A 25,285-nucleotide genomic window follows, 5' to 3' on the forward strand; every position below is an offset into this window, starting at 1 on the left:
CCGGAGACCCACTCCGGCCCCTTCGGGGTTCCCGGGGGCTCCGGTGTTTTCGGGGGCTCCAGGGGGCTGGGGTCTTCGGGGCCTTCGGCGCTCTTGACGTCCCGCCCGCCACGAGGTCACCGGGCCAGATGCCGTACCCGCTCCCACAGCGCCCGGTCGACGACCCCCACCCGGCGCCGGAACCCCCGCACCGGCACCTCGCGCAACTCGTCCGTCTCCAGGAAGCTCGCCCGCCCCCGGGCATCCCCCACGGCCCCCACCGGCAGCGGGATCACTTCGCCGCGCCCCTCCCGGAAGCGCGTCGTGATCTTCGCGACGGTCGCCCGCTCCCCGCGCACCGCCAGCACCAGACACGGCCGGTCCTTCGACGCCCCGGCCCCCGCCGCCGGCCCGTCCTCGTAGGGCACGTCGGCCCACCAGATCTCCGCGGGCCGCGGCCCACCGCCCGCATCCGCGTCCGCATCCGCCGTCGCCGCGGTCGTGACCGGGGCAGCCGGGGTCGCCGCCGTCACGGCCCGCGTCCGGCGCGCGCCGGACCGGCGTTCGGAGCGGGGCCGGTGCCCCCGCCCCCAGCCGTCGACGAGCGTGGTGACCAGCGCGAGCAGTACCACCGCGACGAGTGCGAGCCACCACGACGTGTCCATGACCCGACGGTACCGGGCACCCGACGGCACCGGCGTGAACCGCGGGCGTGCGCCCCCTCACACGCCTCGCGCGACCCGCGGCCATCCGAACCGGTGACAGCACAGGTGAGTTCCCCCACAACCGCCCCTGGCGGAGGAGCGACCAAAGGTTTTGCGTCTTACGCTCGACGAACCGCACGACCCCCGTTTTCCTCACCCCGCCAGCGGAGGTTTCTGCTTCATGAAGCTCACCGTCGTCGGCTGCTCGGGGTCGTTCCCGTCCACGGAATCGGCCTGCTCGAGCTACCTCGTAGAGGCCGACGGCTTCCGGCTGCTTCTCGACATGGGCAACGGTGCCCTGGGCGAGTTGCAGCGCCACTGCGGTCTCTACGACCTGGACGCGATCTTCCTCAGCCATCTGCACGCCGACCACTGCATCGACATGTGCGCGTACTTCGTGGCGCGCTACTACCGGTACGGAGGTCCCTGCGACCCGATCCCGGTCTTCGGACCCGAGGGCACGGAGCACCGGCTGACCACCGCCTACGCCGACACACCCTCGGCCTCCTCCATGAGCGAGGTCTTCGACTTCCACACGGTCAAGCCCTCCACCTTCGAGCTCGGCCCGTTCGTCGTGCACACCGAACGCGTCGCACACCCGGTGGAGGCGTACGCCGTCCGTCTCGAGCACGGAGGGAAGTCGCTGACGTACTCCGGCGACACCGGAGTGTGCCGGGCGCTCGACGAACTCGCCCACGACACCGACCTGTTCCTGTGCGAGGCCGCCTTCACCCACGGCAAGGAGAACATCCCCGACCTGCACCTCAACGGCCGCGAGGCGGGTGAGTCGGCGGCCCGCGCCCGCGCCCGCCGGCTGGTCCTCACCCACATCGCCCCGTGGACCGACCCCCAGGTCAACCTCGCCGACGCCCGCGCCGTCTACGACGGCCCGGTGGAACTGGCGGCGCCCGGCGTGACGTACGTGATCTGAGCCCGCGCACGTCTGAGGCCGCGCACGACCGAGGCCCCGGAGCCGTCCTCCCTGACGGCTCCGGGGCCTCGGTCACGCTGTCGTACGGGGACGACGAGGACCACTCACGCCTTCGTGGTGTCCTCGGTCTCCTCCTCGGGCTCACGGCCCGGGGTCGGCAGGTCGAACTTGACGATCGCGAAGCGGAACACCGCGTAGTAGATCGCCGCGAAGACCAGACCGATCGGGATGATCAGCCAGGGCTTGGTCGCCAGGTTCCAGTTGAGCCCGTAGTCGATGGCGCCCGCCGAGAAGGTGAAGCCCGCATGCACCCCGAGCGCCCAGGTGATCGCCATGGACAGGGCGGTGAGCACCGCGTGGATCACGTACAGCGCCGGGGCGATGAACATGAACGCGAACTCGATCGGCTCGGTCACACCGGTCACGAAGGAGGTCAGGGCGAGGGAGACCATCATGCCCATCACGGCCTTGCGGCGCTCCGGGCGGGCGGCGTGCGCGATGGCGATCGCGGCGGCCGGCAGACCGAACATCATGATCGGGAAGAAGCCCGACATGAACATTCCGGCGTCCGGGTCCCCGGCGAAGAACCGGTTCAGGTCACCGTGGACGACGTCGCCGGCGGCGTTGGTGAAGTCGCCGATCTGGAACCAGGAGACGGTGTTGACGAACTGGTGCATGCCGACCGGGATCAGCGCGCGGTTGATCAGGCCGAACAGACCCGCGCCGACGGCGCCGAGGCTGGTGATCCACTCACCGACGTTCGAGATGCCGTCGCCGATCGGCTCCCAGACCAGACCGAAGAAGACGCCCATCGCGGTGCCGACGAACGCCATGATGATCGGAACGAGGCGGCGGCCGTTGAAGAAGCCGAGCCAGTCCACCAGCTTCTTGCGGTGGTAGCGCTGCCAGAGGACCGCCGCCAGCAGACCCATCAGGATGCCGCCGAGCACACCGGGGTTGTTGTAGGTCGCGGCTATGTCCTCGCCGGCCTGCACCTTCGCCTCGGTGACGGGGAACGCCTTCAGGACGTTGCTGTAGACCAGGAAGCCGACCAGGGCGGCGAGCGCCGTGGAGCCGTCGGCCTTCTTGGCGAAGCCGATGGCCACACCGATGCAGAACAGCATCGGCAGGTTGTCGAAGATCGCGCCACCGGCGGTGGCGAACACGGCCGCGACCTTGTCCCAGCCGAGACCGTCGGCGCCGAACACGTCGGGCTGGCCGAGCCGCAGCAGGATGCCCGCCGCCGGCAGCACGGCGATCGGGAGCTGGAGACTGCGACCCACCTTCTGCAGGCCTTGGATCAGGCCGGATCCCCGCTTCTTTGCGGGAGCCGCCGATGCGGTGGCGGTGCTCATACTTCCTCCGTCGGTGGTGGTCTACACCACTCAGTGGTGTAGACCTGTTGTAGCACGATGAAGGCTGCATAAGGAACCCGCGAATTCCGCAACCGGAGCACTACGCGCAGTGCCCGCCCCGCGGCCCCCGGAACCGTCCCCGAGGGGGTGCCGAAAGACCCCCGGAACCATGGTCCGAGGGCCTGAACGACCGGCTCCACTTTAAAGGGGGCCGCCGCCGACAACACCCTGATCGGCGACTGCGGGCTGCGGCCCGCCTTCTGCGGGCCCTGGAGGATGCGGTTCCGGCGTTCGCGGAGGGGGCCGACCGGAGGTTCGACGCCGGCGGGACTCCGCGTACGCATCGGCCCCCTTCAACGGGAGTACCCGGGAGTACGGGAGGCGTCCGCGGCGGGGTTTGGCGGCGGCCCTCCCGGTGGTGTAGACCAGCCGAGGGCGGTTCCGCTGTCGTGACGCGATCCTTCGGCGCAGGCGGCACGGTCGCTCGCGAAGATGTGTCAACTGTGGGTTACTGCGACAAAGCGGTTCGGATCAGGGAGAGCGAACATGGCCACCAAGGCTGAGAAGATCGTTGCCGGGCTCGGCGGCATCGAGAACATCGAAGAGATCGAGGGCTGCATCACCCGCCTCCGCACCGAAGTCACCGACCCCACCAAGGTCGACGACGCCGCACTGAAGTCCGCCGGCGCCCACGGCGTCGTCAAGATGGGCAGCGCCATCCAGGTCGTCATCGGCACCGACGCCGACCCGATCGCGGCCGAGATCGAAGACATGATGTGACACCCGGCGAACCCGGAAACCGGTAGACCCCAGATTCTCGAGGGCCCCATCCAGGCAGCGGCGAGCCCGCCACCCCGGAAGGGGCCCTTCCCGCATGCGACTAGGCTCGACGCCATGTCTCGAATCGACGGCCGCACCCCCGATCAACTCCGCCCGGTCACCATCGAACGCGGCTGGAGCAAGCACGCCGAAGGCTCCGTCCTCGTCTCCTTCGGTGACACCAAGGTCCTCTGCACCGCCTCCGTCACCGAAGGCGTCCCCCGCTGGCGCAAGGGCAGCGGCGAGGGCTGGGTCACCGCCGAGTACTCGATGCTCCCCCGCGCCACCAACACCCGCGGCGACCGCGAATCCGTCCGCGGCCGCATCGGCGGCCGCACCCACGAGATCAGCCGCCTCATCGGCCGGTCCCTGCGCGCCGTCATCGACTACAAGCAACTCGGCGAGAACACCATCGTCCTGGACTGCGACGTCCTCCAGGCCGACGGCGGCACCCGCACCGCCGCCATCACCGGCGCCTACGTCGCCCTCGCCGACGCCATCAACTGGTCCAGGAACAACAAGCTCATCCGCGCCAGCCGCCAGCCCCTCACCGGTACCGTCAGCGCCGTCTCCGTCGGCATCGTCGACGGCGTCCCGCTCCTCGACCTCTGCTACGAGGAAGACGTACGCGCCGACACCGACATGAACGTCATCTGCACCGGCGACGGACGCTTCGTCGAGGTCCAGGGCACCGCCGAGGCGGCCCCCTTCGACCGCACCGAACTCAACACCCTCCTCGACCTCGCCGTCGCCGGCTGCGCAGACCTGACCACCGCCCAGCAGGCCGCGCTCGACAGCGTCCTCGAAAGGTAAAAGACGCACCAAGGGACGTGGCCGACGCGGGCAACCGCGCCGGCCACCGCCGCGTCTGAAGGAGTACGGACGCACGGACCGAACCGGGCGCCCGGCCAGCGACAAGGGCCGCCCGGCCCGACAAGGAGGAACCGTTCCATGGCCGCGAGCCGCCGACGCCGCACCACAGCCGTCGCCGCCACACTGGCGGCCGTCGCACTGACCGCCGGACTCACCACCGGCTGCAGCGCCGTCGACAAGGCACTCGACTGTGTCCGGACCGCCGACGCCATCGCCGACAGCGTCACCGAACTCCAACAAGCCGTCGAGAACGCCTCCGACGACGTCACCCAGCTCGAGGAATCCCTCGACTCCATCGAGCGGAACCTCGGCGAGATAAGCGACAAGACCGACAACGCCGACGTCGGCAAGGCCGTCGACGACCTCGAACAGGCCACCGCCGACGTCCGCACCTCCGTCAAGGACGGCGACAGCACCCCCGACATCAGCCCCGTCACCGACGCGGCCGGCGAACTGACGAAGGTCTGCACGCCGTAGCACGCCGTAGCCCGAGGCGGCCGTCAACAGAGGGAACGGGGCCCGGAATACTGGGCCCCATGACCCGCCTGATCCTCGCCACCCGCAACGCCGGAAAGATCACCGAACTCCGGTCGATCCTCGCCGACGCCGGACTGCCCCACGACCTCGTCGGCGCCGACGCCTACCCCGACATCCCCGACGTCAAGGAAACCGGCACCACCTTCGCCGAGAACGCCCTCCTCAAGGCCCACGCCCTCGCCCAGGCCACCGGCCACCCCGCCGTCGCCGACGACTCCGGCCTCTGCGTCGACGTCCTGAACGGCGCCCCCGGCATCTTCTCCGCCCGCTGGGCCGGCCGCCACGGCGACGACCGGGCCAACCTCGACCTGCTCCTCGCCCAGCTCTCCGACATCCCCGACGACCACCGCGGCGCCCACTTCGCCTGCGCCGCCGCCCTCGCCCTCCCCGACGGCACCGAACGCGTCGTCGAGGGCCAACTCCGCGGCACCCTGCGCCACGAACCCGCCGGCACCGGCGGCTTCGGCTACGACCCGATCCTCCAGCCGGACGGCGAAACCCGCACCTGCGCGGAGCTCTCCGCCGCGGAGAAGAACGCCATCAGCCACCGCGGCAAGGCCTTCCGGGCACTGGTGCCAGTGGTGCGGGAGCTGTTGGGCTGATTCGGGAGCGGCCCTGCACCTCTGGCGAGGTGCAGGGCCGCTCCGTCTGTACGCCCGGTCGGATTCGAACCGACAGACACGACCACCTAAAGATCGCCGCTCAGCCGTTGGCGTACGGGCGCCAGCTCCGCTCTACCTTACTGGGCGGAAGTATGCCGCCGCTGGCCACCTCGGCACCAGGTATCGGTGATCGCATGGCAGTTCGGGCAGAGCAACCGCAGATTCTCGCGCCGGTCGTCCCGCCAGTCGCCGTTGATGTGATCGACCTCCAGGGTCATCGGCATGCCGCGCCATGTGGGCCCGATGCCGCACGTGGCGCAGCGTTCGGGTACACCGATCTCGCGTAGGGCCCGGCGGAGCTGTGGTGTTCTCGTGCGGTTCTTGTTGCTGTGCTGGACCAAGATGTCTTCAGCACTCTTCACAGGATTGGAGCTTGGCTTCCCCCGCCGGTGCGCCTGTCCCAGAAAGTGCGCGGTCGAAAGCTGCTCCTCCGCGATCCATGACCGCATCATGGCGCGCTGGCTGGTGTTGTCGGGGCGATCCAGGCGTCTCAGGACCTCAGCCATGGAAGTGGATGCCGTGACGGTCGCGCGTAGTTCGTTGCTTGTGGGCCTCGTGCGGCCCTTGGTGAGTCTGCCCTGGTGGCGGAAGTGCGAGATGTCGATGTCGTAGTGCTCGAAGCGCTTGTACAGATATCGCCGAAGTGTTTCGTAGGGCCGAGTGCCGAAGAAGACGATGACTTCGTCGATGTCGGAGCACTGCGCTGCCGCCTCAGCCATGCGCTCACGGGTGTACAGCACGCCGCTGCCCATCAGGCGCCATTCCTTGCGCGTCCCGTGCCACGCCCTCGGTAGCTGTCCGTCGTCGAGTGGCAGTTGGGACAGAGAAGCCGAAGGTTCTCGATCCGGTTGTTCCGCCAGTTGCCGTCGATGTGATCGACCTCGAGCGGCAGCGGCTCTCCCAACCACAGGGCTTCCAGCCCACACAGGGCGCAGTGCTCATTCATTCCCGCTTCAAGCATCGCGCGCTTAAGGCGACTGCCGTCGACGCGACCTCTGGCCCGACTGGGTGGCTGCTCGAAGAGGACGCTCCTCCCTGTCCGGGTGCGCGCGGTCGGCACTTCAAAGTGCGAGGTGTCGATGCCGTACGCCTTGATGCGGCGGCTGATGTGCGCGTGCTGACCGCCGACGACTTCGAGCCCGAGGCGGCGCAGCACCTCGCACATGCTGGTCGAGACGGATACGGCCGCTTGCAGAATGTCCCTGGTCCATCGCACTCCATCGGGCTCGAAGTGCGAAACGTCCACGCCCAATCTCTTCATCCGCCCCCGGATGTAAGCCCGCGTCGGACTCCTCGGATCCACCCCCAACCGCACCAGCGCCTCCGACAACGTCCGCGCCCCCCGAGCCGCCTCTTCCAGGCGTTCCTTGGTGTATGCACTGGCCCCGATCGGTTCCCCTCCGATCCCGGCCACCCGTTCGTGGCCTCGTACGGAGTAACGAACCGTTTATCGGACGGTCACGCGTGGAAAGCGAACGGCTCGTACCGGGGGTCCGGTACGAGCCGTCGTCGGGGTTCGTCGGCTCAGATCGCCAGGTCCTTGATGATCTTGGCGACGTGGCCCGTGGCCTTGACGTTGTAGAGGGCGCGTTCGACCTTGCCGTCCTCGTCGACGACGATCGTGGAGCGGATGACGCCGACGACCGTCTTGCCGTAGAGCTTCTTCTCGCCGTAGGCGCCGTACGCCTCCAGGACCTGCTTGTCGGGGTCGGCGAGGAGGGTGACCTTCAGGGACTCCTTCTCGCGGAACTTGGCGAGCTTCTCCGGCTTGTCGGGCGAGATGCCGATGACGTCGTAGCCCGCGCCGGCCAGCAGCTCCAGGTTGTCGGTGAAGTCGCAGGCCTGCTTGGTGCAGCCGGGGGTGAGCGCGGCCGGGTAGAAGTAGACGATGACCTTGCGGCCCTTGTGGTCGGCCAGGGACACCTCGTTGCCGTCGGCGTCGGGCAGGGTGAAGGCCGGGGCCACGTCGGAGGGCTGGAGGCGTTCGCTCATCGGTCTGGTCTCCTCGTACGTACGCGCTGGGTGGATCAGGTGCCGGGATCGAGGGTAACCGGGTGCCCTGCCGGTACGGCACGGCGTGAAGCTGACAGACTGTCCGGCACAGGTACGGGTTTCAGCGGATTTCGGAGGCGACACGGTGGCGGACACGGCGGACACCAGGACCCCGGCGCAGATCGAGGCGGACATCAGCCGCCGTCGCGCGGTGCTGGCCGAGACCCTCGACGAGATCGGTGTGCGGGTGCACCCGAAGACGATCGTCGGGGACGCGAAGGCCAGGGTCGCCTCCAACATCGACCACACGCTCGGCAGGGCGTACGTCGGGGTCAATCGTGTGGTGAGCGATGTGAAGGCGCAGTTCGTGGACGAGGACGGCGCACCGCGGCTGGAGCGGGTCGTGCCGGTGGCGGTCCTGGTGGTGGGCGTCGTGGGGCTGCTGACCCTGGGGACGCGTCGGCGCAGGCGCTGACCCGGACCCGAGGGCGTGCGCCCGTGGTGGAGGCAGGTAGGTTTCAGGTGTGAGCGCCAAGAGAAACGAGCACGACCCCCGGCACGACAAGCTGCCCATCCGGATGCTGCACGACCGCGTACTCGTGCGGCAGGACGCGAGCGAGGGTGAGCGGCGTTCCGGGGGCGGCATCCTGATTCCCGCGACGGCGGCGGTGGGCCGTCGGCTGGCGTGGGCCGAGGTCGTCGCGGTGGGGCAGAACGTGCGGACGGTGGAGCCGGGCGACCGGGTGCTGTTCGATCCGGAGGACCGCGCGGAGGTCGAGGTGCGGGGCACCGCCTATGTGCTGATGCGGGAGCGCGATCTGCACGCCGTGGCCGCGGACCGGTTCGAGGGTTCGGAGGATTCGACGGGGCTGTACCTGTAGATCTGGGGTGAGAAGGGCTGGTGACCATCGTCACCAGCCCTTTTCCCTGTTTTTGGCTAGAGTGGGCGGACCTGGTGGCGAGGCCCGCCGGGCCCCGACGAGACGCGCCGTACCGGGTGAAGGCAAAGACGACGCACCCCCGTTTCCTTTCGTGTCCCGGAGGTGCCTGTCATGGCCTGGGTTCTGTTGGTGGTCGCCGGTCTGCTCGAGGTGGGCTGGGCGATCGGTATGAAGTACACCGAGGGTTTCACCCGTCTCGTTCCGAGTGTTCTCACCGGCGGCGGCATCGTCGCGAGCATGGTGCTGTTGTCGTACGCGGCGAAGACGCTGCCGATCGGTACGGCGTACGGCGTGTGGGTGGGGATCGGTGCGGCCGGTGCGGCGGTGCTGGGCATGGTGGTGCTGGGGGAGCCGGTGACCGCCGCGCGGATCTTCTTCGTCTCTCTCCTGGTGGTCGCCGTGGTGGGGCTGAAGGTGACCTCGGGGCACTGAGTCCGGTTGCTTGTTTCCGGTGACCTGCTCCCGGTCGCTCACTGTCTGCGGGTGCCCTGCGGGATGAAGCCGGTGAGGCCGTCCTGGTTGCCCTGGTTGTCCTGGTCGCCTCTGCCGGTGTCCGTGCCGGTTCCGGGGGGTCCGCCCGTCCGACCCGTGCCGTCCGTGCCGTTGGCTCCGTGGGCGCCGCCGTTGCCCGTGTTGCCCGTGGGGCCGCCGGTGATGCTCGTGGTGTCACCGGCGGGTGCGGTACCGCTGTCCGACGTGCCGCCGCCGGTGGGGATGTCGCCGGTGGTGCCTTCGTCGGTCCGGCCCTGGGTCCCGCCCTCGGTGCCGTCCTCGTCCTGGCCCGGGTTCCGGTTCACGCTCTCGTCCGTGCCGGGCTCCTGGGACGCGTCGTCCGTGGTGCTCGAGGACGGGTCGGCGCTCGCGGTGGGCGGTGCGGTGTGCTCGGCGCCGCTCTGGAGCCGGAGGTCGAAGTCGCTGACGGGTCGGCCCTTGAGCGCCTCCCGGGTGAACTGGGCCCAGATCTCGGCCGGGGGGCCGCCGCCGTTGATGCGTGACAGGCCCATGGCGCCGTACAGCTCCTTCTGCGCGGCGGTGACGGGGTCCTGGCCCATGACGGAGACGACGGTGGCCAGTTCGGGCGTGTAGCCGGCGAACCAGGCGGCCCTGTCCTCCTCCGCAGTGCCGGTCTTGCCGGCGGCGGGGCGCCCTGCGCCCTGGGCGGCGGAGGCGGTGCCGTTCTGGACGACGCCGCGCAGCATGGCGGTCGTGGTGTCGGCGGCTTCGCGGCTCACGGCCCGGCGGGTCTTCCGCTCGGGCAGCGGCACCGTCTTCTTCCCGTCCTTGGTGATCTTCTCGATCATCGTGTGGGCGCGGTGCTCGCCGTGGTTGGCGAGGGTCGCGTACGCCTCGGCCATGTCCAGGGCGCTGGCGGTGGCCACTCCGAGGGCGATGGAGGGGGAGGCGGTCAGTTCGGGGGTGGTGGCGGGGATGCCGAGGTCGACGGCGGTCTGCTGGACCTTGTCGGAGCCGACGTCGGCCGCCATCTGGGCGTAGACGGCGTTGACGGACTTGTCGGTGGCCTCGCGGACGGTGATGTGGCCGTAGGAGCGGTCGTCCTCGTTGGCCGGGGCGTAGCGTTCGCCGGGCCAGCCCTGGACGGTTCGTTCGTTGGTGCCGTCGTAGACGGTGTTCGGGGTGATGGGCTGTCCGCTCTGGGTGGTGGATCCGTTCTCGACGGCGGAGGCGAACACGAACGGTTTGAAGGTGGAGCCGACCTGGTAGTCCCTGCGGGTGGCGTTGGGGGTGTACTGCTTGACGTAGTCGATGCCGTTGTACATCGCCACGACCTTGCCGGAGCGGGGGTCGATGGCGGCGCCGCCCGCGCGGACGTAGGTGTCGATCTTGCGGTTCTCCGGGTCGAGCCGGTCCATCAGGTTGTCGTTGACGGCGTCGACGAAGGCGTCCTGCTTGTCCTTGTGCAGGGTGGTGGTGATGCGGTGGCCGCCGGCGTCGAGTTCCTCCTCGTCGAGGATCTTGTTCCGGATCAGGTGGTCCTTCACGGTGCGCACGATGTAGCCGCGCTGGCCGGACATGCCGGTGGAGGTGGTGGTTTTCTTCGGCTCGGGGAACTTCAGGCCGGTGCGCTCCGTCTCGCTCAGCCAGCCCTTCTGGACCATGCCGTCCAGGACGTAGTTCCAGCGGGACTCGACGGCGGGCCGGTTTTCCGGGTGGGCGATGACGTCGTACTGGCTGGGGGCGTTGACGAGGGCGGCGAGGTAGGCGGCGCGGGGGGCGTCGAGGTCCTGTGCGTCGATGCCGTAGTAGGCCTGGGCAGCGGCCTGGATGCCGTAGGCGTTGCGTCCGAAGTAGCTGGTGTTGAGGTAGCCCTCGAGGATCTCGTCCTTGCTCTGTTCGCGTTCCAGTTTGATGGCGATGAAGAACTCCTTCACCTTGCGGGTGACGGTCTGCTCCTGGCGCAGGTAGTAGTTCTTCACGTACTGCTGGGTGATGGTCGAGCCGGACTGTTTGCCCTTGCCGGTGGCGGTTTTCCAGGCGGCGCGGATCATCGCCTGGGGGTCGACGGCGGACTCGGTGTAGAAGTCGCGGTCCTCGGCGGCGAGGACGGCGTGCTGGGCTTTTGCGGAGATCAGGTCGAGGTTGACGCTCTCCCGGTTGACCTCGCCGTCGCGGGCGAGGACGGAGCCGTCGGCGTACAGGTAGACGTTGGCCTCTTTGGTGGCGAGGGCGTTGGCGGACGGGATGTGCACCAGGCTGTAGCCGAGGAAGAACCCGCCGACGAGCAGGAGGGCGGCGACGAGGAGGCCGCCGAGCACCGTCCGCCAGGTGGGGACGAACCGGCGCCATCCGGTGCGCACCCGCTTGCCCCCGGTTCCGCTCCCGCTCCCGGTTCCGGTCCCGGTTCCGTGCTGCGGGGTGCCGGCGGCCCGCGGCTCCCGCGGTGCCCAGCCCTGGCCGTGCTGCTGTGGCTGCGGCTCGTCGCTCATGTCGAGTGCGGCCTCCTGTTTCGCCGTGTTCGTTGCGGTAAGCGTGATGAGTTCACATTCGCGTCGTGCATTCCTCTTATAGAGGACTGTCGCATCCGGCGCTCACTTCCCTGTCGACGGCGCGTCTCGGCCTCGCATGCGGCTTCTCACACGTATGGCCCTCGAGGTGCGGGGCAGGGCCGTGGGCCGGCCGGTTCCGGTGCGGGGTCGTCTGCCCGCGAGGTCGCCGGAAAATGCCTGGCAGGGCGTCAGGCGCGGGCAGTACGATCCTGCGCTTCGGTGTCGGACGCGGAGCGGTCGGGAGGCGGTGGTGGGCGAGGCCGGAGGTGTGGACGCGGCCGGGGGCGCGGGTGTGGGCGTGGCCGCGAGTACCGGCGTACGCGCAGGTGGGGGCTCGGTTCGGTTGTATCTGGCCGTCGTGGCCGGGGGCTTTCGGCGGTATGCGACGTACCGGGTGGCGACGGTGGCCGGGGTGTTCACCAACACCGTTTTCGGGCTGATCCTCGTGTACACGTATCTGGCGTTGTGGAACGAGCGGCCGGACCTCGGGGGGTACGGGCCGGCGCAGGCGGTCACGTACGTGTGGCTGGGGCAGGCGCTGTACGCGACGCTGGCCGTTCAGGGCGGCGGCTTCGAGATCGAACTGATGGAACGGATCCGTACGGGTGAGGTCGCGATCGATCTGTACCGGCCGGCCGACCTGCAGTGGTGGTGGCTGGCGCACGATCTGGGCCGGTCGGGGTTCCAGTTGCTGGGGCGGGGGGTGGTCCCCTTCCTGTTCGGGGTGCTGGTCTTCCCGGTGGCGCTGCCCGGCGATCCGCTGATCTGGCCGGCGTTCCTGCTGACGGTGCTGCTCGCGACGGTGGTCAGTTTCGCGATCCGGTACCTGGTGGCGCTGAGCACGTTCTGGCTGCTGGACGGCACGGGTGTGATGCAGATGCTGATGATCCTGGGGCTGCTCTGCTCGGGCATGGTGCTGCCGTTGAACGTCTTTCCCGGGCTGTTCGGGGAGGTCGTGCGGGTGCTGCCGTGGGCGGCGCTCCTCCAGGGGCCGGCCGACGTCCTGATGGGCGAGACGGGCGCGTGGCGGGTCTTCGTGCTCCAGGGCGGGTGGGCGGTGGTGCTGCTGGCGGCGGGGCGGCTGGTGCAGTCGGCGGCGACGCGGCGGGTGGTGGTCCAGGGTGGCTGACGGCGGCGGGCCGGTGCACGGTGGCGGGCCGGTTCAGGGGGTGCGCGCGTACGGGCTGATCGCGGGGATGTGGATCCGGTCGACCATGGCGTACCGGGCGTCGTTCGTACTGACGACCGTCGGGTCCCTGGTGGTGACCGGGCTGGACTTCGTCGGCATCGTGCTGATGTTCTCGCACGTCGATGTGCTGGCCGGTCACGTCCTGGCCGAGGTGGCGTTCCTGTACGGCCTGTCCATGCTGTCCTTCGGGACCGCGGACCTGGTGCTGGGTTCGATGGACCGGCTGGGGCGCCGGGTGCGTGACGGCACGCTCGACACGCTGCTGGTGCGGCCGGTGCCGGTGCTCGCCCAGGTGGCCGCGGACCGTTTCGCGCTGCGCCGGGTCGCCCGTCTGTTGCAGGGGCTGATCGTCCTGTGCTGGGCCCTCGTCTCGCTGGACGTGGACTGGACGCCGTTGAAGCTGCTGCTGGTGCCGGTGACGGTGGTGAGCGGGGCGGCGATCTTCTGCGCGGTGTTCGTGGCGGGCGCGGCGTTCCAGTTCGTGGCGCAGGACGCGTCCGAGGTGCAGAACGCGTTCACCTACGGCGGGCAGACGCTGTTGCAGTATCCGCCGACGGTGTTCGCGCAGGAACTGGTGCGCGGGGTGACCTTCGTGCTGCCGCTCGCCTTCGTCAACTGGGTGCCCGCTTCCTATGTGTTGGGCCGTCCGTATCCGCTCGGACTGCCGGGGTGGGTGGCGTTCGTGTCGCCGGTGGTGGCGGCGGTGTGCTGCGCGCTGGCGGGGGTGGCGTGGCGGGCGGGGCTTCGTTCGTATCGGAGTACAGGGAGTTAGCCGGTGGACGACGACGGTGACGGCGGGCGGCGCGAGGGCGAGAAGGACGACGGTGGCGGCGGGTTCATCCTTCTCGACCGGGTCGAGAAGGTCTTCGACGTACGGAAGAAGACCGGCTTCCTGAAGCGGGAGCGGCGGCGGGTGCGGGCCGTGGACTCGCTCTCGTTCTCCGTGGCCCGCGGTGAGATGGTCGGTTACATCGGGCCGAACGGCGCGGGCAAGTCGACCACCATCAAGATGCTGACGGGGATCCTCACCCCGAGCGGCGGTCGGCTGCGGGTGGCCGGTATCGATCCCACCCGGGAGCGGGTGCGGCTGGCGCACCGTATCGGGGTGGTGTTCGGGCAGCGGACGACGCTGTGGTGGGACCTGCCGCTGGTCGACTCGTACCGGTTGATGCACCGCATGTACCGGATTCCCGACGCGCGGTACCGCGCGAATCTGGAGCGGCTGGTCGAACTGCTGGATCTGCGGGCCCTGTTGGACACCCCGGTACGGCAACTGTCCCTGGGGCAGCGGATGCGGGGAGACATCGCGGCGGCGCTGCTGCACGACCCGGAGGTGCTGTACCTGGACGAGCCGACCATCGGTCTGGACGTCGTCTCCAAGACCAAGGTGCGGGAGTTCCTGCGGGAGTTGAACGCCGAGCGGGCCACGACGGTGCTGCTGACCACGCACGACCTGCAGGACATCGAGCAGTTGTGCTCGCGGGTGATGGTCATCGACCACGGCCGGCTGATGTACGACGGCCCGCTCGCCGGGCTGCACCGGGCGGGGGAGAGCGAGCGGACCCTGGTGGTGGACCTGGAGCGGGAGTTGCCCCCGATCGACGTGCCGGCGCCCGCGCGGGTGGTGCGGGTGGAGGGGCCGAGGCAGTGGCTGGCGTTCCCGGCGGCGGAGTCGGCGGCTCCGCTGGTGGCGCGGATCGCGGCGGAGTACCCGCTGGTCGACCTGTCGGTGCGGGAGCCGGACATCGAGGCGGTGATCGGGAAGATGTACGCGGAGCGGACGGAGCGGACGGAGCGGACGGAGCGGATGGAGCGGGCGGACGGGACGGGGCGGGCGGACGCGGCGGGGCAGGCGGTCTCGTAGCCCCCGGCCGCTCGTAGCCCTCGAGCAGGGGACCTCGTAGGCTGCTGGGTATGACTGACGACGCGGTCCCGGACCTCCGCACCTCCGATGCCGACCGAGAGCGGGTCGCCGACGTCCTGCGGGACGCGCTCGCGGAGGGGCGCCTCGACATGGATGAGTTCGAGGAGCGGCTGGAGGCGACGTACAAGGCGCGGACCTACCGGGAACTCGAGCCGATCACCCGCGATCTGCCCGCCCCGGGCGTGACGGCCCCCGCCGTGTCCCTGACCAAGGTCCCGGAGCAGGGAGGCAGTTGGGCGGACCGGATGGTCCCGGGCAGCGAGGGGACGTCGACCTGGGCCGTCGCCGTGATGTCGGGGTTCCAGCGCAAGGGCCGCTGGACGGCGCCGCGACGGTTCAACTGCTTCACCTTCATGGGCGGCGGGCAGATCGATCTGCGGGAGGCGAACTTCGCGGACCGCGAGGTCGTGATCAACGCGGTCGCGATCATGGGCGGGGTGGACGTCATCGTCCCGCCAGGTGTCGAGGTCGTCGTCCGAGGGTTCGGCCTCATGGGCGGCTTCGACCACAGTGAGGAGGGCGAGCCGGGCGATCCGGGGGCCCCGCGGGTGATCGTCACGGGGTTCGCCTTCTGGGGCGGCGTCGGCGTCCAGCGCAAGCTGGCCCGGGCGGAGAAGCAGCGGCTGCGCGAGGAGCGCCGCCGCGAGAAGCTGGAACGCAAGGAACGCAAGGACCGCTAGGAACACAGCCGCGAGCTCGACCCTCCTCGTCCGGTCAGGCACCCCTGGGCCACGGAGGCCTCGGGGCCGGGCACGGGTACGGCTCCTTCGAATCCCTGCACGGCCGCCACGGCGAGGAGCAGCGCGAACCCCGCCGCGACGGTGACCGCTGAGCGGGCCGCGCCGGGCCGGACCGCGCCGCCCGCACCGGGCGGCCGCCCGCTCCCTACAGCCGGGCCGGTGCCCCGCCCTTCAGGTCGTCCAGGTCGAAGACCTCCGCCATCCGCGCGTACCCCCGGTCGCTCGGGTGGAGGTGGTCGCCCGAGTCGTAGTCGGAGCGCAGCCGGCGCGGGTCGTACGGGTCACGCAGGGCCCGGTCGAAGTCGACGACGGCGTCGAAGACGCGACCCGCGCGGATCTGAGCGTTGATCTGCTGCCGTACCACCTCGCGCGGGCCGGTGTGGCCGCGGTGGCCGCCGAACGGCATCAGGGTCGCGCCGACGACCTTCAGCCCGCGGACGTGGGCCCGCTCGACGAGGGTGTTCAGGCCGCCGACGACCGCGTCCGGGTCGGCGAGGTTCCGGTCGCGCAGGATGTCGTTGACGCCGAGGACGATGACGACGACCTTGACGTTCGTACGGTCGAGGACGTCGCGGTCGAACCGGTTCAGGCCGCTGGGGTTCTCCGGGGGGCGGCCGAGGCCGTCGGCGAGGACGCGGTTGCCGCTGATGCCCTCGTTGACGACGCCGTGGCGCGGCACGTCCCGCCCGGCCCGGGCCGCGGCGCGCAGCCGGTCGGACAGGACGTCCGGCCAGCGGTTGTTGCCGCCCGTGGTGGAGGTGACGCCGTCGGTGAGCGAGTCGCCGAGGACGACGACGGTGCCGTCGGCCTCGTTGCTCAGCACGTCCAGCGCGGTCAGGTAGCGCCAGTAGGCGCTCTCCTCGGTGTACGCGGCGCCGGCCGTGTCGCGGGTGTGCTCGCCGCGGGCGGCGTAGGAGATCTGGCGGGCGCGCGGGTGGTACGTGACCGGTCCGGAGACGCTGGGGGAGTACGTGGTGACCAGGACGTCCCCGTCGTACGGGACGGCGATGCGCACGGCGTCGCTCATCACCTGGCCGCCGGCCGGGATGACGACGGCGGGGTGGCCGCCGAAGGTGAGCCGCCGCATGGTGTTGGCGAGCGCCGCCGCGGTGCCCCGGCCGGCGGAGACGGCGATCGAGGCGTGGGTGACGGTCAGCGGGGACTGCCCGTAGAGGTTGGACAGGGTGATCCGGGCGCTGGTGCCGCCGACGCTGGTGTGCACGACGTTGCGCACCGAGCGGCCCGCGAGGCCGGTCGTCTCGGTGCCGGGTTCGCCCCCGACGGGGGAGGCGGCCCAGGTGCCGACCCAGGTGCCGGTGGAGGCGGGTGCGGCCGGGTTCTGCGGAGCGCCGTGGCCGTCGGCGAGGGTGCCGCGGTGTCGCGTACCGTCGTCGGAGGCAGCCGTGACGTAGATGGCGGCGGAAACGGCCACGATCGCGGCGACCATGGCGGCGAGCAGGGCGCGGTACTTCGCGGGCGGCGCCCCCGCGCCCCCGTCACGTCCCCGGGTCATGCTGTTCTGTTCTCCTCGGACGGTGGGAGCCCGAGGCTCCGTTCGGACGATCCCATGATGCGTCATGGACGAGGGGGATCCCCGGCAGGACTTCCTGCGGATCCCCCGTTGAACAGACGCCGGGAACTCCTGTTCCGTTCCGGGAGTCGGACAGGAAGGGACAATGTGTGAGGGATCACCGAACAGGTGCAGCGGGCCGGAGCGGGTGGAGCGAGTGGAGCGGATGAAACGGACCGAGCGGACGAGGGCGGCGGACACCACGGACGCCGGTGCGGGTCCCGGCGCGGGCCCCGGTGCCGGCTCCGCTCCGGGTCCTGGCCCCGGCGGCGCCACGAACCGCGCGATGACGACGTTCAGCGCGGCGGACGAGGAGAAGCAGCGCGGAGTGCGCCGGATGAAACTCACCGCCACCGGACTGCTGCTGTTCGTCGCCGTGGTGTACGTCCTCGCCGAATGGGCCTCCCACCGGGGCGCCGGCGCCTGGGCGGGCTATGTCGCCGCCGCGGCCGAGGCGGGCATGGTCGGCGCGCTCGCCGACTGGTTCGCCGTGACCGCCCTCTTCCGTTACCCCCTGGGCCTGCGCATCCCGCACACCGCGATCATCCCCAACAAGAAGGACCAGCTCGGTGTCTCCCTGGGCGACTTCGTCGGCGAGAACTTCCTCTCCGAGGACGTCGTCCGCGGGCGGCTGCGCGCCGTCGGCATCGGCAGCCGGCTCGGCGCCTGGCTCGCGGTGCCCGAACACGCCGACCGGGTCACCGCCGAGCTGTCGGCCGCCCTGCGCGGCGCGCTGACCGTGCTGCGCGACTCCGACGTCCAGGCGGTGGTCGGCGAGGCCGTCACGCGCCGAGCGAACGCCCAGGAGATCGCGCCCGGCATGGGCAAGATGCTGGACAGGATCGTCGCCGACGGCGGTCACAAGAAGGCCGTCGACGTCGTCGTCGCCCGCGCCCACGACTGGCTCGTGCTGCACGGCGACTACGTGATGGACGCCGTGCACGGCGGGGCCCCCGGCTGGACCCCGAGGTTCGTGGACCGCAAGGTCGGCGAACGCGTCTACAAGGAGCTGCTGCGCTTCATCACCGAGATGCGCGACATGCCCACCCACCCCGCGCGCGGCGCCCTCGACCGCTTCCTCGCCGACTTCGCCTCCGACCTCCAGTCCGACACCGACACCCGCGCCCGGGTCGAACGCCTCAAGGGCGAGGTCCTCGGCCGCGGCGAGGTCCAGGACCTGATCGCCTCCGCCTGGACCGCCGTACGCTCCATGATCGTCTCCGCGGCGGAGGACGAGCGCAGCGAGCTGCGGCTGCGGGTACGCGCCTCGCTGCTGTCGCTGGGCGCGCGCATGGCGGCCGACCCCAAGATGCAGGGCAAGGTCGACGGCTGGCTGGAGAGCGCCGCGGTGTACGTCGTGACCACCTACCGCAAGGAGATCACCTCCCTGATCACGGACACCGTGGCGAGCTGGGACCCCGAGCACACCACGAGGAAGATCGAGGCGAACATCGGCCGCGACCTCCAGTTCATCCGCATCAACGGCACGGTCGTCGGCTCCCTGGCGGGCCTGGCCATCTACACGGTGGCGCGGGTGGTGGGGGCGTAGGGGCGCGGTACTGCTCGTGGTGCCCGGCGGACTCAGCCCCGCCGGTCGGCGACCGCCCACGAGGCGAGCGCCATCGCCCCCGCCGCTCCGAACACCGCCGGCCAGGCGCCGACCTTCTTCGCGAGCGGATGCGAGCCGGCGAAGGCGGCGACGTACGCCGCCGACAGCGCCCCCGCGGCCGTCCCTCCGGCCCGCTCCCGCCACCGCCGCGCGGCGGCGGCCCCGGCGGCGGCGAGCACGACCCCGCCCAGCTCCCGCTTCCGCGTCCAGCGGGCCACGCCGTACCCGCCGACCAGTCCACTCGCGGCCAGTACCGAGCCGGGAACCTTCGCCATGTCCTGTCCTGCCTTCTGCTGCCGCGCCTGAAGGGCGAGCCTTCACAGGACTCCGAGGCTAACTCCCGGACCGGCCGCACCGCGCCCGGGGTGGGCCGAGTCCGTGAGTGGGGCCGTGGGTGCCGGAGCCGTGAGTCGGGTCCGGGGTTGTCAAGTGACGGCGGCGGAGTTCGTCGACCCGGTGGCCACACGTATCGAGGGCACGACCCCGGCCACCGCCCGCCGGGACGCCGGCTCGGTCCTGGGCGCCCTGCCGCCCCTGGTCGGTGACGCCCTGGTGACCCGCATCCTGGACCAACTGCCCCCGGGCCACGCCCTCCTCTTCGGCCGAGCGGAACTGTCCTGGGCCGAGCAGCCGACTCCGGGGCCCGCTCTCTCCGGGCCCCGGACCACTCCGCATACCTCACCCACCACGGGATACAGCCACTGCCCCGAGCCCTTCGGGGGCCTCACGGAGATTCGCCCTGACGAGCCGAAGGCAGTGACGCAACGGTGTGGGAGCCAAGCTCAAGTTGCGATCGTCTCTCGCAGTACTACAAAGGAACTATGCGTCTGTCACCGCAGGAGCAGGAAAAGCTTCTGATTTGCGTTGCCGCCCAACTCGCCCGCAGTCGGCTGGAGCGGGGGGTGCGGCTGAATTACCCGGAAGCGATCGCGCTGATCACCGAGCACGTCGTCGAGGGAGCCCGTGATGGGCGCAGCGTGTCGGAGCTGATGTCCAGCGGACGCCGCGTTCTCGGACGTGAGCAGGTCATGGACGGTGTCCCGGAGATGATCGACGACGTGCAGGTCGAGGCGACCTTCCCGGATGGAACCAAGCTGGTCACCGTCCACTCGCCGATCGCCTAGGAGGGCCCGTGCTGCCAGGAGAGATCATTCCCGCGGACGAAGCCGTGCCGTTGAACCCCGGACGTGTCCGCACGCGGGTCCGCGTGGTGAACCGCGCGGACCGGCCGGTGCAGGTCGGCTCGCACTATCACTTCGCCGCCACCAATCCCGAGCTGGAGTTCGACCGTCAGGCCGCGTGGGGGCATCGACTGGACATTCCGGCCGGTACCGCCGTGCGCTTCGAGCCCGGCGTCGAGCGGGAGGTGATGCTGGTCCCCATCGCCGGGCTCCGCAGGATCCGGGGGCTGCGCCTGGAATGGGCCGGTGACCTGGACAGCCGGGACCACCAGCCGACCGAATTCGTCTATGGAGGCAGGGGTGAAGGGCACCGATGACCTCGGACGAGAACACACCGCGGATCGACCGTGCACGTTACGTCGAGTTGTTCGGCCCCAGTACCGGTGACCGGGTACGCCTGGCCGACACCGACCTGTTCATCGAGGTCACCGAGGATCGCTGCCTGGGGCCGCACGGTTCCGGTGACGAGTCCGTGTTCGGCGGCGGCAAGGTGGTCCGCGAGTCGATGGGGCAGTCGATGGCGATCCGCGCCGAGGGCACGGCGGACGTGGTCATCACCGGCGCTGTGATCCTGGACCACTGGGGGGTGGTCAAGGCCGACGTCGGCATCCGCGACGGACGCATCGTCGGCATCGGCAAGGCAGGCAACCCGAACGCCGCCGACGGCATCGATCCGGCGCTGGTGATCGGTCCGTCGACGGAGATCATCACGGGGAACGGCCGGATCCTCACCGCCGGGGCGGTCGACTGCCACGTCCACTTCATCGATCCCCGATCGATCGACGTCGCGCTGGCTTCGGGAACGACGACACTGATCGGTGGCGGTACCGGGCCGGCAGACGGCTCCAGGGCGACCACGGTGACGCCGGGCGACTGGAACATCGGGCGTATGCTGCAGGCCCTCGACGGCGTCCCGGTGAACGTCCTGCTGCTCGGCAAGGGCAACACCATGCGCGGCGAAGCACTGACCGAGCAGCTGCGCGGGGGCGCCGGGGGCCTGAAGCTGCACGAGGACTGGGGATGCACCCCCGCGGTGATCGACAACGCCCTGCGCATCGCCGAGGAAACCGGTGTGCAGATCGCGATCCACACCGACACCCTCAACGAGTCCGGCTTCCTCGAGTCCACCCTGGAGGCCATCAACGGCCGGTCGATCAACGCCTACCACGCCGAGGGCGCAGGCGGTGGGCACGCACCGGACATCATCCGGATCGCCTCCGAGCCGCACATCCTTCCGTCGTCGACGAACCCGACCCTCCCGCACACCGTGAACACGATCGACGAGCACCTCGACATGCTCATGGTGTGCCATCACCTGAAGCCGTCGATTCCGGAAGATCTGGCCTTCGCCGAAAGCCGTATCCGACCGACCACGATCGCTGCCGAGGACGTGCTGCACGACGTGGGCGCGATCTCCATGGTCAGTTCCGACGGGCAGGCCATGGGGCGCATCGGCGAGGTCGTCATGCGCACCTGGCAGACCGCACACACCATGAAACGGCATCGGGGTTCGCTTCCGGGCGACAACCGCGCGGACAACATGCGCGCCCGCCGGTACGTCGCCAAATACACGATCAACCCGGCGATCACGCACGGCATCCAGGACGCAGTCGGGTCGGTCGAAGTCGGCAAGATCGCCGACCTGGTGCTGTGGGAACCGAAGTTCTTCGGTGTCAAGCCCCAGATGGTCCTCAAGGGCGGGTTCGCCGCGCGGGCCATGCTGGGCGATGCCAACGCCTCGATCCCCACACCGCAGCCGGTGTTCTCGCGTCCGATGTTCGGGTCGTTCCTGAAGCCGGCCGCGGCGAGCAGCGTGCACTTCGTCGCCCCGACAGCGCTGGACGCCGAGCTCCCCGAACGGCTGCGGCTGTTCCGTAGGCTCATCGGTGTCACCAGCACCCGTTCAACCACCAAGGCCGACCTGCCGCTCAACGACGCCACCCCGGAGATCCGGGTGGACCCGGACAGTTTCGCGGTGCGCATCGACGGGGAACTCGTCGAACCGGATCCGGTCTCGGAGCTGCCGATGGCGCAACGCTACTTCCTGTTCTGACCATGTCGTGCTCGCTGGTCATGCTGGCCCTTGCAGACGCTCGTTTTCCGGGCGGTGGCCACGCGCACTCGGGCGGGGTGGAGGAAGCCGTGCACCGAGGTCTTGTCACCGGTCCCGCAGGACTGCGGGAGTTCCTGTTCGGACGACTGCAGAGCGTGGGTCGCCAGGCCGCGGTGTTCGCCGCCGCCGCCGCTCACGCAGCCGACGCGGGGGTCGACGGCCGGTACTGGCGGCGGCTGGACTCCGAGATCGACGCGCGCACGCCGTCCCCCGCGCAACGGGAGGCGTCCCGCGCGCAGGGGCGCGGGACCGCGCGTGCCGGTCGTGCCGCCTGGCCCTCGGCAGCGCTCGACGCGTTGCTGGCGGTGTCCACGAGACCACACCACCCGGCTGTCATCGGCGCTCTGATGGGGGGCGCGCGTGCGGGCACGCCGCGGGAGGCCGCCGCTGTGGCGGCGTACCTGTCGGTCAGCGGCCCCGCTTCGGCCGCTGTGCGGCTGCTGGGTCTCGATCCCTTCGCCGCGAACGCCGCCGTGGCCGTACTCGGGCCGGATCTCGAACGCATCACCGAGTACGCCGCTTTTGTGGCCGGGCACGACCCGGCCGCTCTGCCCGCGGTGGGCGCTCCCGCGCTCGATCTGCTGGCGCAGGCCCACCGACGACACCATCGAGACGAGGTGCGACTCTTTGCCAGCTGACCGGAGCCGCCAGCACGACCACGACCACGACCACCGGCACCCGGTGAACTTCGATCCGACCGCGCCGGAACCAGACCCTTTCGGCTCTGCGCCCACCGCGGGACGCCCGCTCCGCATCGGGCTGGGCGGTCCGGTCGGAAGCGGGAAGACCGCACTGGTCGCCGCCCTGTGCCGCTCCCTCGGCGCCGATGTCGACCTCGCCGTGGTGACCAACGACATCTACACGACCGAGGACGCGGACTTCCTGCGGCGTGCCGGTGTCCTCGACCCGGACCGGATCGAGGCCGTGCAGACCGGGGCCTGCCCGCACACCGCGATCCGCGACGACATCACGGCCAACCTCGACGCCGTCGAACGCCTGGAGCAGCGCCACTCCGGTCTGCGCCTGATCCTGATCGAGAGCGGCGGCGACAACCTGACGGCCGTGTTCAGCCGCGGGCTGGCCGACGCCCAGATCTTCGTCGTGGACGTCGCCGGAGGTGACAAAGTGCCGCGCAAGGGCGGTCCCGGCGTGACCACCGCCGACCTGTTGGTCATCAACAAGATCGATCTGGCTGAGCGGGTCGGTGCGGACATGGCGGTCATGACCGCCGACGCGCACCGGATGCGCGGCGGGCTTCCGGTGATCACCCAATCGCTGACCGACACCCCAGAAGCGCCCGAGGTGACGGTCTGGGTCCGAGAACAGTTGGCGCGATGAAGGCCCGCGCGCGCCTGACCGTGGAGCTCGACTCGCGGGGCCGCAGCGTCGTCCGGGAGCTGACCTCGGCCTCGCCGCTGACCCTGATGCCCCGGCGCGGGGCCGTCCGACCTGCCGCGGGACCGACGGATCGGGCGGTGGTGCACCTGGTCAACTCGGTGACGTCCCCACTCGGCGGAGACGAGCTGGACCTGCGGGTGCGGGTCGGAGCGGGCGCGCGCCTGCTGCTGCGCGGTGTCGCCGCCACACTGGTGCTGCCCGGCCACCGCCGGGGCGGCAGCCGCAGCACCGTGCATGTCGAGGTCGCCGAGGGCGGCACCCTCGAATACCTGCCGGAACACACCGTGGTGACCGCTCGTGCCGAGCATGAGGCCGAGTTCCGGGCGGAGCTGGCGCAGGACGCGCTCATGCGCTGCCGCGAGATGCTGGTACTCGGACGCAGCAATGAGCGTCCCGGTGTGCTGCGGACCAGCACGCACGTCACGCGCGGGGAAGTACCGCTGGTGCGGCAGACGCTCGAACTCGGAAACCCCCGTCTGGAGGCCAGTGCCGGCTATCTCGCCGGGGCGCGGGTCGTGGCCACCGAATCCGTGGTCTGGAAGAACGACCCGGTGGCGCCGACGAGCGGCGAGTGGTGGTCGTTGACCCCGCTGGCCGCCGGCGGGGCGACGGCCACCGCCCTGGCTTTTGACGCGGTGACCGCGCGATACCGGCTGACCGAAGCCCTTCGGACGCACCCGGACGGGAAGGAGCTCACGGAGGAGCACTGGTGAGCACGAAGACGCCCCCACCGGAACACCGCAATGCCCTCGGCCCCGAAGCACTGCGGGGGATCTTTCGCGGAGTCGCGCAGGTGTACCTGCAGAACAACACGCTCACCGGTGTGCTGTTTCTGGCGGGGCTGTTCGTCTTTGGCCCGGTCGCAGGGATGGGGGCACTGCTCGGAAGCGCGGTCGGGATCGCCACCGCCGTGCTGTTGCGGGTACCGGCCGAGCGGATCGGACAGGGACTCTACGGCTTCAACGCCGTCCTGGTCGCCCTGGGAGCCGCAGGCTCGTTCCGTCCACTGTGGCTCACCGCATTCGTCGCTGCGGGGGGCGCGGTGGTGGCCACGCTGCTCACGCACGTCGCCCGGTACTTTCTGCGCGTACCGGCCTACACCGCGCCCTTCGTGTTCACGTACTGGCTACTGGAGTACCTGCATGAGTCCAGGCACTGGCCTTCGGCGCCACCGGCCCATCCGGTGCTCGGGCTGGGCGTCTTCGCCAGCGCGGCCGAGGTCTTCCTCGTGACGGGTCTGCTGCCGGGCCTGTTCGTCCTCGCCGGACTCGCGGTTTCACGGTGGACCCTGGCAGTGGGAGCCCTCGCGGCCGCACTGGTGACGTACGGAATCGTGCAGGGAGTTCCGCTGTTCCCGGCCGACGAGATCACCACCGGCGTCTACGGCTTCAACGCCGTGCTCGTCACGGTGGGCATGCTCAGCACCGGCAGAGGATGGCGGGCGTGCGTCCTCGCCGTTCCCGCCGTGCTGCTGTTGCAGGCCGGGATCGAGGCGGTCGGACTCACTCCGGCCACGTTTCCCTTCGTGCTGGCGATGTGGTGTGCCGACCTCTGGCGCGCTCGCTCGGAGCGCGAGAGGTAACCGAGCGCAAGTCGGCTCGGTGATGCCGTAGTCGCCGTTGGCGTGGTGCACGCGCGCCCAGGAGGCGGGACCCGCTGCCCCGGCGGACACCAAGTGAGCTGAGCAGGGTCGGGACCGGCGTGGTGGCTTCCGCTTCGCCGGCTCGCCGTCCGGGCGGCACGTGAGCCGTTGGCCCGGCCCG

General features: G+C 70.4%; 27 protein-coding genes, 1 tRNA gene, 2 pseudogenes and 1 riboswitch. Of the genes and pseudogenes, 21 read left to right on the forward strand and 9 right to left on the reverse strand.

Features of this window, described 5'->3' with window-relative positions; genetic code table 11:
* Nucleotides 1–116 precede the first annotated feature (116 nt).
* A complete protein-coding gene (locus AC6F7H_RS17800) occupies nt 117–644 on the reverse strand; it encodes a type II toxin-antitoxin system PemK/MazF family toxin (protein WP_500757941.1) in 528 nt (175 codons plus the stop codon).
* Between the two features lie 220 nt (nt 645–864).
* Here AC6F7H_RS17800 and AC6F7H_RS17805 point away from each other — a divergent pair, with 220 nt between their 5' ends.
* Nucleotides 865–1,614 (forward strand): MBL fold metallo-hydrolase, encoded by a 750-nt coding sequence (locus AC6F7H_RS17805; RefSeq protein ID WP_500757942.1) that lies wholly within the window; start codon nt 865–867, stop codon nt 1,612–1,614.
* A gap of 104 nt (nt 1,615–1,718) precedes the next feature.
* On the opposite strand, the gene AC6F7H_RS17810 is transcribed toward AC6F7H_RS17805, so the two are convergent.
* A complete protein-coding gene (locus tag AC6F7H_RS17810; RefSeq protein ID WP_500757943.1) occupies nt 1,719–2,969 on the reverse strand; it encodes a PTS transporter subunit EIIC in 1,251 nt (416 codons plus the stop codon).
* 546 nt (nt 2,970–3,515) lie between these two features.
* Between AC6F7H_RS17810 and AC6F7H_RS17815 the strand changes: the two genes are divergently transcribed.
* From AC6F7H_RS17815 to rdgB, 4 genes are all read left to right on the forward strand, one after another.
* Complete coding sequence (locus tag AC6F7H_RS17815) at nt 3,516–3,749, forward strand: PTS sugar transporter subunit IIB (RefSeq protein WP_363035727.1); 234 nt, start codon at nt 3,516–3,518, stop codon at nt 3,747–3,749.
* Nucleotides 3,750–3,863: 114 nt separating this feature from the next.
* Nucleotides 3,864–4,601, forward strand: coding sequence for a ribonuclease PH (gene rph, locus AC6F7H_RS17820; RefSeq protein ID WP_500757944.1), 738 nt, complete (start codon nt 3,864–3,866; stop codon nt 4,599–4,601).
* 138 nt (nt 4,602–4,739) lie between these two features.
* Entirely contained in the window at nt 4,740–5,138 is a 399-nt protein-coding gene (locus AC6F7H_RS17825; RefSeq protein ID WP_500757945.1) for a hypothetical protein, read from the forward strand.
* Between the two features lie 59 nt (nt 5,139–5,197).
* On the forward strand, nt 5,198–5,800 hold the full coding sequence (gene rdgB, locus AC6F7H_RS17830; RefSeq protein WP_500757946.1) for an RdgB/HAM1 family non-canonical purine NTP pyrophosphatase: 603 nt from the start codon (nt 5,198–5,200) through the stop codon (nt 5,798–5,800).
* 49 nt (nt 5,801–5,849) lie between these two features.
* On the opposite strand, the gene AC6F7H_RS17835 is transcribed toward rdgB, so the two are convergent.
* The 4 genes from AC6F7H_RS17835 to bcp all read right to left on the reverse strand — a co-directional run bounded on the left by AC6F7H_RS17835 (nt 5,850) and on the right by bcp (nt 7,852).
* Nucleotides 5,850–5,922: transfer RNA gene (locus AC6F7H_RS17835), tRNA-Leu, on the reverse strand.
* 15 nt (nt 5,923–5,937) lie between these two features.
* On the reverse strand, nt 5,938–6,612 hold the full coding sequence (locus tag AC6F7H_RS17840; protein ID WP_500757947.1) for an HNH endonuclease: 675 nt from the start codon (nt 6,610–6,612) through the stop codon (nt 5,938–5,940).
* Nucleotides 6,612–7,250 carry an HNH endonuclease signature motif containing protein gene (locus AC6F7H_RS17845; protein WP_500761893.1) on the reverse strand — a complete coding sequence of 213 codons (639 nt, stop codon included), beginning with the start codon at nt 7,248–7,250 and terminating at the stop codon, nt 6,612–6,614. The genes AC6F7H_RS17840 and AC6F7H_RS17845 overlap by 1 nt, the downstream gene beginning before the upstream one ends.
* A gap of 134 nt (nt 7,251–7,384) precedes the next feature.
* Nucleotides 7,385–7,852, reverse strand: a complete 468-nt coding sequence (gene bcp / locus AC6F7H_RS17850) for a thioredoxin-dependent thiol peroxidase (RefSeq protein WP_500757948.1) — start codon at nt 7,850–7,852, stop codon at nt 7,385–7,387.
* A gap of 145 nt (nt 7,853–7,997) precedes the next feature.
* Here bcp and AC6F7H_RS17855 point away from each other — a divergent pair, with 145 nt between their 5' ends.
* From AC6F7H_RS17855 to sugE, 3 genes are all read left to right on the forward strand, one after another.
* Nucleotides 7,998–8,327, forward strand: a complete 330-nt coding sequence (locus AC6F7H_RS17855) for a DUF3618 domain-containing protein (RefSeq protein ID WP_500757949.1) — start codon at nt 7,998–8,000, stop codon at nt 8,325–8,327.
* Between the two features lie 49 nt (nt 8,328–8,376).
* On the forward strand, nt 8,377–8,733 hold the full coding sequence (locus tag AC6F7H_RS17860; RefSeq protein ID WP_202277633.1) for a GroES family chaperonin: 357 nt from the start codon (nt 8,377–8,379) through the stop codon (nt 8,731–8,733).
* Nucleotides 8,734–8,803: 70 nt separating this feature from the next.
* A riboswitch (guanidine-III (ykkC-III) riboswitch) is annotated at nt 8,804–8,871 on the forward strand.
* 33 nt (nt 8,872–8,904) lie between these two features.
* On the forward strand, nt 8,905–9,225 hold the full coding sequence (gene sugE / locus AC6F7H_RS17865; RefSeq protein WP_500757950.1) for a quaternary ammonium compound efflux SMR transporter SugE: 321 nt from the start codon (nt 8,905–8,907) through the stop codon (nt 9,223–9,225).
* A gap of 38 nt (nt 9,226–9,263) precedes the next feature.
* Here sugE and AC6F7H_RS17870 read toward each other — a convergent pair whose 3' ends face one another.
* Complete coding sequence (locus AC6F7H_RS17870; RefSeq protein ID WP_500757951.1) at nt 9,264–11,738, reverse strand: transglycosylase domain-containing protein; 2,475 nt, start codon at nt 11,736–11,738, stop codon at nt 9,264–9,266.
* 403 nt (nt 11,739–12,141) lie between these two features.
* On the opposite strand from AC6F7H_RS17870, the gene AC6F7H_RS17875 reads away from it, so the two are divergent.
* The 4 genes and pseudogenes from AC6F7H_RS17875 to AC6F7H_RS17890 all read left to right on the forward strand — a co-directional run.
* Nucleotides 12,142–12,927: an ABC transporter permease gene (locus AC6F7H_RS17875; RefSeq protein WP_500761895.1), complete on the forward strand. Its 786-nt coding sequence runs from the start codon at nt 12,142–12,144 to the stop codon at nt 12,925–12,927.
* Between the two features lie 67 nt (nt 12,928–12,994).
* Nucleotides 12,995–13,759: an ABC transporter permease gene (locus AC6F7H_RS17880; protein WP_500761896.1), complete on the forward strand. Its 765-nt coding sequence runs from the start codon at nt 12,995–12,997 to the stop codon at nt 13,757–13,759.
* Nucleotides 13,760–13,762: 3 nt separating this feature from the next.
* On the forward strand, nt 13,763–14,851 hold the full coding sequence (locus AC6F7H_RS17885; protein ID WP_500757952.1) for an ABC transporter ATP-binding protein: 1,089 nt from the start codon (nt 13,763–13,765) through the stop codon (nt 14,849–14,851).
* 50 nt (nt 14,852–14,901) lie between these two features.
* A pseudogene (locus tag AC6F7H_RS17890) lies at nt 14,902–15,582 on the forward strand (DUF1707 SHOCT-like domain-containing protein); the annotation flags it as partial.
* 214 nt (nt 15,583–15,796) lie between these two features.
* Here the strand turns inward: AC6F7H_RS17890 and AC6F7H_RS17895 are convergent.
* Nucleotides 15,797–17,164 (reverse strand): SGNH/GDSL hydrolase family protein, encoded by a 1,368-nt coding sequence (locus AC6F7H_RS17895; protein ID WP_500757953.1) that lies wholly within the window; start codon nt 17,162–17,164, stop codon nt 15,797–15,799.
* Nucleotides 17,165–17,387: 223 nt separating this feature from the next.
* Between AC6F7H_RS17895 and AC6F7H_RS17900 the strand changes: the two genes are divergently transcribed.
* Nucleotides 17,388–18,770 (forward strand): DUF445 domain-containing protein, encoded by a 1,383-nt coding sequence (locus tag AC6F7H_RS17900; RefSeq protein WP_500757954.1) that lies wholly within the window; start codon nt 17,388–17,390, stop codon nt 18,768–18,770.
* A gap of 32 nt (nt 18,771–18,802) precedes the next feature.
* On the opposite strand, the gene AC6F7H_RS17905 is transcribed toward AC6F7H_RS17900, so the two are convergent.
* On the reverse strand, nt 18,803–19,105 hold the full coding sequence (locus tag AC6F7H_RS17905) for a hypothetical protein (RefSeq protein ID WP_500757955.1): 303 nt from the start codon (nt 19,103–19,105) through the stop codon (nt 18,803–18,805).
* A gap of 154 nt (nt 19,106–19,259) precedes the next feature.
* Here AC6F7H_RS17905 and AC6F7H_RS17910 point away from each other — a divergent pair.
* From AC6F7H_RS17910 to AC6F7H_RS17945, 8 genes and pseudogenes are all read left to right on the forward strand, one after another.
* Nucleotides 19,260–19,448, forward strand: a pseudogene (locus AC6F7H_RS17910) (DUF2267 domain-containing protein); the annotation flags it as partial.
* Between the two features lie 203 nt (nt 19,449–19,651).
* Complete coding sequence (locus tag AC6F7H_RS17915) at nt 19,652–19,954, forward strand: urease subunit gamma (RefSeq protein ID WP_500757956.1); 303 nt, start codon at nt 19,652–19,654, stop codon at nt 19,952–19,954.
* 8 nt (nt 19,955–19,962) lie between these two features.
* Complete coding sequence (locus AC6F7H_RS17920) at nt 19,963–20,328, forward strand: urease subunit beta (protein ID WP_500757957.1); 366 nt, start codon at nt 19,963–19,965, stop codon at nt 20,326–20,328.
* The gene (locus AC6F7H_RS17925) at nt 20,325–22,064 is read left to right on the forward strand and encodes an urease subunit alpha (protein WP_500757958.1); all 1,740 of its coding nucleotides are present in this window, start codon (nt 20,325–20,327) and stop codon (nt 22,062–22,064) included. The genes AC6F7H_RS17920 and AC6F7H_RS17925 overlap by 4 nt, the downstream gene beginning before the upstream one ends.
* A gap of 2 nt (nt 22,065–22,066) precedes the next feature.
* The gene (locus AC6F7H_RS17930; protein WP_500757959.1) at nt 22,067–22,762 is read left to right on the forward strand and encodes an urease accessory protein UreF; all 696 of its coding nucleotides are present in this window, start codon (nt 22,067–22,069) and stop codon (nt 22,760–22,762) included.
* A complete protein-coding gene (gene ureG / locus AC6F7H_RS17935; RefSeq protein WP_500757960.1) occupies nt 22,752–23,462 on the forward strand; it encodes an urease accessory protein UreG in 711 nt (236 codons plus the stop codon). The genes AC6F7H_RS17930 and ureG overlap by 11 nt, the downstream gene beginning before the upstream one ends.
* Nucleotides 23,459–24,235, forward strand: coding sequence for an urease accessory protein UreD (locus tag AC6F7H_RS17940; protein WP_500757961.1), 777 nt, complete (start codon nt 23,459–23,461; stop codon nt 24,233–24,235). Before ureG ends, AC6F7H_RS17940 begins: the two co-directional genes overlap by 4 nt.
* Nucleotides 24,232–25,104, forward strand: a complete 873-nt coding sequence (locus AC6F7H_RS17945; protein ID WP_500757962.1) for an urea transporter — start codon at nt 24,232–24,234, stop codon at nt 25,102–25,104. Before AC6F7H_RS17940 ends, AC6F7H_RS17945 begins: the two co-directional genes overlap by 4 nt.
* The last annotated feature ends 181 nt before the right edge of the window (nt 25,105–25,285 follow it).

It is taken from the genome of Streptomyces sp. MMS24-W38, assembly GCF_059889265.1.